Genomic DNA, 7,283 nt, shown 5'->3' on the forward strand with positions numbered 1-7,283 from the left:
GTATCTCCAAGGGCTGACAGGGCTGCTGACAGGACTTACGTCCAGCGCCCCGTCCCGTACGTCTCCTCGCCCAGCAGCCGCTCGCGCAGCTCGACCCTGCGCACCTTGCCCGTGCTCGTACGCGGGATCTCCTCCAGCGGCAGCACCCGCGGCGCGCCCAGCGCCGGCAGGTCCGCGGTCGCGCGCCGCCACTCCGCCTCGTCCAGCGAGCCGTCCCGGGTGCACACGACGGGCAGCGGGAGCTGGCCAGGGATACCGATCACGGCGGCCTCCAGCAGCTGCGGCAGCCGGTCGGCCAGTACGTCCTCCAGCTCGATGCAGCTCATTCCGGGGATCACGTCCACCTCGCGGTCCAGCAGCCGGAAGGCCCCCGCGGCGGTGCGCAGGCCGTAGTCGCCGGTGTTCCACCACTTGCCGCGCGCCTTGTCGTGCCAGCGCCGCTGCTCGCCGAGGTAGCCGATGCAGCGCCCGTCGGTACGGGTGAGCAGCACACCGGGCTTGCCGTTGGGCACCGGCTTCATCGTCGCCGGGTCCACCACCTTCATCCCGGTGAAGCCGGGGATCGGCCGGCCGACGTCGCGCGTCGTGGGGTGCCGGTCGCCCTTGGCCGCCAGCGCCCGGCGGGTGAGCAGCCGGAAGGTCATGGGGCCGGTCTCCGACTGGCCCCAGCCCTGGAGCCAGGCCGGGAAGCGCCGCTTGCTGGCGTGCAGGAAGCGGCGGACCGTGGGCGGGTGGATGGCGTCGAAGGTGCTCACGTAGAGCCGTACGTCCGCGTACAACTCCGGTCGTTTCTCGGCCAGTTCCTGCCAGCCGATGTACGTGGCGGGCAGCGCCTCCAGATAGGTCGGCCGCCGCCGCGCGAACATCCGCTCCGCCGTGGCCGGTTGCGCGTCGGCGAGCAGCAGCGCGTCCTTCGGCTCCAGCTTCAGCGTGCCGGTGCTCCAGGTGATCATCCGCATGTGGTTGAAGGGGGTGGCGGTGGCCACGGTGTCGGAGCGCTTCATGGCGACGATCGGGAAGCGCAGCGACTCCGTACGGCCGAGGTGGCCGAGGACGGTGTCGACGGAGTGCACCACCAGCTTGGGGACCCCGGTGGTGCCGGAGGTGTGGGTGGCGACCATGGGCTCGTAGGCGGCTGTGCGGAACACCTTCGGGGTACGTGCCCCGCGCAGGTCGTCCAGCGCGACGGTGCCGGGGAGCGCGGCGCCGACGGTCAGCGTGCGCGGGACGAAGGACTTCAGGTCCACGCCCTGTTCGTCGGCGGAGCGGAGGATGTCGGCGGTGGTGACGAGCAACTGCGCCTCGGCGCGCTTCAGTACGGTGCCGAGGGTCTGGGCCGGGAGGCTGCCCGCGATCAGCACGGGGAGGCCGCCGAAGCGGGCGGTGGCGCAGGCGAGGATCAGATAGTCCCAGTGGTTGTCCTTGGCGATGGCGACCCGGTCGCCGGGGCGTGCCCCCGCCTCGTACAGCAGGCCGGCGGTCTCCTGGACCAGTTCGGCGAGTCCGGCGACGGTGAAGTCGGTGCCCGCGCCCGGGGCGATGTCGAAGGGGCGGCTGAGCTGGAAGCGGGTGGCCCGGCCCGCCTGCGCGTGTTCGTCGAAGAGCAGGCCGAGTCCGGTCGGTTTGGTCTTGGTGCCCATGTCGGTGTGTCCTGTCCGGAGTTCGGGCCGCCGGCTCCGTTTGCGTACGGGGCCGCGGCCGTCGCCCCTCAGCTCGCGAAGTGGATGAGGTTGGCCAGGACGATGCCGGCGACGCCCGTCCGGAACGCCACCACTCCTCGCCTGCGTGCCAGCAGTGCGTCGCCGTTACGGCTGAAGGAGGTGAACTGGCGCAGCCGCAGCGCCATTTCGGGCAGCAGGGCGGCGAAGAACCACCACGGCGCCCAGCCGACGGCCGACGCTCCGGCTGTCAGCAGCAGGTCGGCGGCGGAGAGCGCGCCGATGAAGATCAGATTGCCGCGGGCCGAGGCGTGCACCGCGACCGTGCTGCGGCCGACGGCCGCGTCTCCGCTGATGTCCTTGGTGTTGGAGTAGCAGGAGACGAGGATCTGCCAGAGACCGAAGAGCACGGCCTGCACGAGTACGGTGGCGGGCAGGTGGCCGGTGACGAAGCCGTACGGCGCGACGACGATGACCAACGGGCAGCCCATGATGAGGACTTCACCGAGTCCCCGGTAACTGAGCTTGAGCCCCCAGGAGTACTGGAAGCCGGCGAACAGCACCAGCCCGGTCACCACCAGCGCCCACCCCGGCCGCTCGGGTGCGACGACGGCCGACGCCGTCCAGAAGACCACGCCCCAGAGCAGACTCAGATACCCGAACCGGGTGGCCTGCGGAACGGTCAGCGCCCCGGTGAGCAGGGGCTTGCGCTCCAGGGGCCGCAGCGGGGTCCCGCCGGTGCCCAGGTAGTTGGCGCGGTCGCTGCCGTCCCGGATGCCGTTGACGTCGTCGAGGGCCATGACGGCGGAGATGACGCCGATCTCGCCCAGGAGGAAGAGACCGAGTGTGGTGAGGGTGTCGGGCGCGAACCGCACACCACTCGCGAGCGCGGTCCACAGCACGAGCATGCTGAGGTAGTAGTCGAGGACGAACTCGAACTTGGCGAGCCGCGCGTACGCGACGAAGCGGCTTCGGGCCCCGGGGGCGGGGCCGGCACCGGAGCGCGTACCGCCGTCGGCGGCGGAGCTGGACCTGGCGCTGCTGCCGGCCCCGGCCGTGGTGCCGTCGGTGCTCGCACCGGTCACGCGCGCCGCGGCGGCGGGGGCGGCGCCAGGGGCGCCCGTGCCGGAGGCGGACGCACCGCCGGTACGAGACGCGCCCGCCGGCGCGTCGGAGCGCGCGCCGCGCGCAACGTCGTCACGGACGGCATCGGCGCCCGCGCCCGACGTACGCGTCACGGACGCGGTACCGACCCGCGTGCCACCGGCCGCGATACGCCGACGGCCGTCGGTTTCCGCACCGGACGTGCCCGCCGGGGCAGCACCGGCCGTCGCGGCACCCACCGCGCCGGACGGCGAGGCGGTGCCGACGCCGGAACGCGCGGCCTCGTCGCGTACGGCATCGGCGGACGCCGGACCGGCGCCCACCCCCGCCGTCGGAGCGGCGGCCACGCCGGAACGCGCGCCGCGCGCAGCGGCGCCTCCGGCGCCCGCCGGGGCGGCACCGGCCGTCGCGGCACCCACCGCGCGGGACGGCGAACCCGCGCCGGACGGCGAACCCGTATCCATGGCTTCCCCTCTCCCTTCCGCCCTCGTCCCCGCTCAGCCGGCCGTCGTCAGCTTCTCCGCGGCCCGGATACCCGAGAGCATCGCCGCCTCCGAGATCGGCGCCGTGAAGTAGTCGCCCGCGAAGACCACCGGCGCGTGCTGGAGTCCGATGACCCGTGCCGACATGCGGTAGCGGCCCGGCGCCGGGAGGGGCATCGCGTGGGGGCGGACGGCGATCTCGAACGGTTCCGCGTCCGCCGGGAAGTCCGGCCACAACTTGGTGACCAGCCGGGTCGTCTCCGCGTACTGCTCCTCCGGCGACAGCGCGAGCAGCCGGCGCGTCTCGGCGCGGCCCGGGTAGACGAACGCCAGGTGCTTGTCGACGGAACGCCCCTGCGCGTCCTTGACCTTGCGCGGGAAGGTGATGATCGTCTTCACCGGCGGGTCCTCCGCGCCCGCCGCCACGATGTGCGCCTCGGACGGCATGCTGCTGAAGTCGACCAGGTACGAGACCGACAGCGCGGGCTCGTACACCTGGGTCTCCAGGAACTCGCGCGTGTCACGGCCCACGATGTCGTTCGGCAGCGCGGCCGTCAGCTTCGCGGCGACCGGCGCGGTCGTGGCGACCACGACGTCGTCGAAGACCTCGGAGTGGCTCTCGCCGTCCGCCGACCGCGCGGTGATGTGCACCCGGCCGTCCGTCACCTGGAGGTCGGTGACCTCGTGTTCGAGCCGGATGTCCGCGCCCTCGGCGTTGCGCTCGGCGATGACCTCCATACCGTTGCGGAACACATAAAACTTCGCGCCGGCGACCTGCGCCTGCATCGCCCGTACGTGCGCGGCGGACACGTCCTCGCAGCGCCACAGCCAGAACGACTCGATCTCGGGCCGCAGCAGATTGTCGAAGCCGCGCTGCGACAGGCTCTTGAGCGCGTACTCCGCCGCCGTCGTGCCGTCGTCGAACGGCGCGAGCTTGACCGGGTCGAAGATGTCGAGCTGCTTGCGCTTGAGCGTCTCCTTCAGCGTCCCGGTGAGAAACCCGATCCGGTCCCGGAGCCCGACGTGCTTGTACGTGAGCAGGCTGCGCAGCGAGTCGGAGAGCAGCTCGGCGGGCTCGCCCTTGTCCACGACGATGACGTTGTTGGACATCTCCACGAGCTGGTCCTCAAGCCCGTACTCGCGAATTCGCTCGAACATCAGCTTGTAGAAGCTGGTGAACCAGAGGTTGATGCCGACGGAGGGCTCGATCTCCGGACGGTGCCACGAACGGGCCCGGCCACCGAGTCCGGCGGCCGCCTCGAAGATGACCACCTCACGGCCCGCCTTGACCAACTCCTTGGCGGCGGCGCAGCCGGCCATCCCTCCGCCGATGACTGCGGTCCTCTCACGCTGGCTCATTCGCTTTCCCCTCCAGGGAATGTCTCGGATTGCCCTCGACTGTTGTCGCCTGTTGTCGCCGCAATTTAGGAGGGGGAAGCGGCCGTTAGATATAGCAGTCATCCAGGAAATGACCCGCATACACCTGTCATTGTGCGCATTCACGCGCCGGGGGACCGTAGTCGGGGAGCATGCTGCCCAACTGCCCTGAGGTGGCCCGACCGTGCACCCGTACGGTGGCTCGACCGTGCCCGACCGGAAGCTCAACTTCCGCTGCCCCGCACCGGGTTGTCATTGCCAGTGGGCTCGCGCGCTCCCTACCTTGATCGTGTGAACGGGATCGACACGCCGCCCCCAGAATCGGCGTTCCCCCTCGAAAGGTTGCCGAATGTTCGCCTCACTGGCCAGATTCACCACACACCGCAGCAAGCTGGTCCTCTATCTTTCCGGTGTGCTCCTGGTGCTCGCGGGAGCGCTGGGCGGTGGCGTGATATCGACTCTCTCCGCCGGTGGATTCACCGACAGTTCCACCGAATCCGCGCGGACGGCCGAGGTCCTTGACGGGCGATTCGAATCCGGTGCCCCCAACCTGACCCTGCTGGTCTCGGACAAGCGGGGTGTCGACGATCCGGCGGTCGGCGCGGCCGGTGAACGGCTCACCGAGCGCATCGGCGCCGAGGACGGGGTCGAACAGGCCCTGTCGTACTGGACGTTGGGCAAGGCCCCGGCCCTGCGCGGCGAGGGCGGCGGCAGCGCCATGGTCCTGGTGCGGATCACCGGCGACGAGGACCAGGTGCAGAAGACGCTGGAGAGGATCCAGCCGGAGTACGACGGCACGATCGAGGGCCTGAAGACGCGCGTGGGCGGCATCGCGGTCGCCAACAAGGAGATCACGGACACCACCCAGGACGACCTCCTCCTGATCGAGATGGTCACCTTCCCGGTGCTGCTGGTCGTGATGCTGTTCGTCTTCCGCGGTGTGGTGGCCGCGCTGGTGCCGCTGCTGGTCGCCGGACTGACCATCGTGTCCGTCCTGCTGACGCTCCGTATCCTCACCCTCTTCACCGATGTCTCGGTGCTGGCGACGAACGTCGCGACCGGACTCGGACTCGGCCTGGCGATCGACTACGGCCTCATCCTCCTCAAGCGGTACCGGGAGGAGCTGCACGGCGGCGCCGGTACGGACGAGGCCATCGCGACCGCGCTGCGCACCGCCGGCCGCACCGTCCTGTTCTCCGCGGTGACCGTCGCGCTGGCGCTCGCGGGCCTGCTGGTCTTCCCGTTCTACTTCCTGCGCTCCTTCGCGTACGCGGGCATCCCGACCGCCCTGCTCGCGGCGCTCGTCTCCGTCACCTTCCTGCCCGCGCTGCTGAAGGCGCTGGGCCCACGGATCGACAAGGGCCGTATCCGCGTCCTGGGCCGTGGGAAGGCGGAGCAGCCGCCGAAGCCGGAGGCGGAGCGTTTCTGGTACCGCCTCGCGACGAACGTGATGCGCTTCCCGGTGCCGGTCGCGGTCGCCGTGATCGGGCTGCTGCTCTTCCTCGGCTCGCCGTTCCTGTCCCTGCACATGAGCCTCGCCGACGACCGCGTCCTGCCCGCCGACACCCAGTCGCGGCAGATCAGCGACATCATCCGGGAGGACTTCGACGCCCAGGAGTCGCAGGCGCTGAACGTGGTGCTGAGCGACACCCCGCCGACCGGGGAGCGTTCGGTCGAGGAGTACGTGGCGAAGCTCTCCACGCTCGGCAACGTGGCGCGGGTCGACAGCGAGGCCGGTTCCTTCGCGGCCGGTGAGCAGGTGGCGCCGCCCGGACCGGGCTCCGACCGGTTCAGCGCGGACAACAGCACGTATCTCTCGGTGATCCCCAAGAGCGAGTCGCTGAGCGAGGAGGGCGAGAAGCTGGTCAAGGACATCCGGGCGACCGAGGCGCCGTACGACGCGCAGGTCGGCGGTCCGGCGGCGGAGCTGGTGGACTCGCTGGACTCCATGTACGACCGGCTGCCGACGGCGCTCGCGATCATCGGTGTCACGACGTTCGTCCTGCTGTTCCTGTTCACCGGGTCGCTGGTGCTGCCGCTGAAGGCGCTGGTCCTCAACTGCCTCAGTCTCAGCGCCACGTTCGGTGTGCTGGTGTGGGGCTTCCAGGACGGTCATCTGGAGGGCGTCGTCGGCGACTTCGTGGTCACGGACACGATCACCTGGACCGTGCCCGTGCTGCTGTTCTGCATCGCGTTCGGCATGTCGATGGACTACGAGGTGTTCCTGCTCTCCCGGATCAAGGAGGAGTGGGACCGGTCGGGGGACAACCAACTGGCCGTGGCACGCGGCCTGGAGCGCACCGGCGCGATGGTCACCGCCGCGGCGGGACTGATCGCCATCGTGTGGCTGGGCTTCGTCCTGTCCGGGATCTCGTACCTCAAGGCCATCGGTCTGGGGCTGGCCGTCGCGGTCCTGATGGACGCGACGCTGGTACGGGGCGCGCTGGTGCCCGCGTTCATGCGGCTGGCGGGGCGCGCCAACTGGTGGGCGCCGGCGCCGCTGGCGCGCTTCCACAAGAAGTTCGGGCTGCGTGAGGCGCCGGACGCGCAGGACTCGCAGGACGCGCAGGCGGAGACGACCGGGGACGGGCAGTCGACGCGCGAGAGCGTGCATTAAGGGCGCACTAACCCTGACGGCTGTGGCCCGCCTCCGCGCATCACG

Annotated in this window: 4 protein-coding genes; 1 reads left to right on the forward strand and 3 read right to left on the reverse strand. The window is 70.7% G+C overall.

Features of this window, described 5'->3' with window-relative positions; all coding sequences use genetic code 11:
* Nucleotides 1-35: 35 nt before the first annotated feature.
* The 3 genes from ACFT9I_RS21105 to ACFT9I_RS21115 form a co-directional block, all read right to left on the reverse strand.
* Nucleotides 36-1,640 carry a class I adenylate-forming enzyme family protein gene (locus ACFT9I_RS21105; protein ID WP_382566301.1) on the reverse strand — a complete coding sequence of 535 codons (1,605 nt, stop codon included), beginning with the start codon at nt 1,638-1,640 and terminating at the stop codon, nt 36-38.
* Between the two features lie 68 nt (nt 1,641-1,708).
* Nucleotides 1,709-3,226 carry a UbiA family prenyltransferase gene (locus ACFT9I_RS21110; RefSeq protein WP_382566303.1) on the reverse strand — a complete coding sequence of 506 codons (1,518 nt, stop codon included), beginning with the start codon at nt 3,224-3,226 and terminating at the stop codon, nt 1,709-1,711.
* Between the two features lie 33 nt (nt 3,227-3,259).
* Nucleotides 3,260-4,603: an FAD-dependent oxidoreductase gene (locus ACFT9I_RS21115; protein ID WP_382566305.1), complete on the reverse strand. Its 1,344-nt coding sequence runs from the start codon at nt 4,601-4,603 to the stop codon at nt 3,260-3,262.
* A gap of 367 nt (nt 4,604-4,970) precedes the next feature.
* On the opposite strand from ACFT9I_RS21115, the gene ACFT9I_RS21120 reads away from it, so the two are divergent.
* Entirely contained in the window at nt 4,971-7,238 is a 2,268-nt protein-coding gene (locus ACFT9I_RS21120) for an MMPL family transporter (protein ID WP_382566307.1), read from the forward strand.
* The last annotated feature ends 45 nt before the right edge of the window (nt 7,239-7,283 follow it).

Origin of the sequence: Streptomyces sp. NPDC057137, from assembly GCF_042670825.1 — a bacterium.
GTDB lineage: Bacteria > Actinomycetota > Actinomycetes > Streptomycetales > Streptomycetaceae > Streptomyces.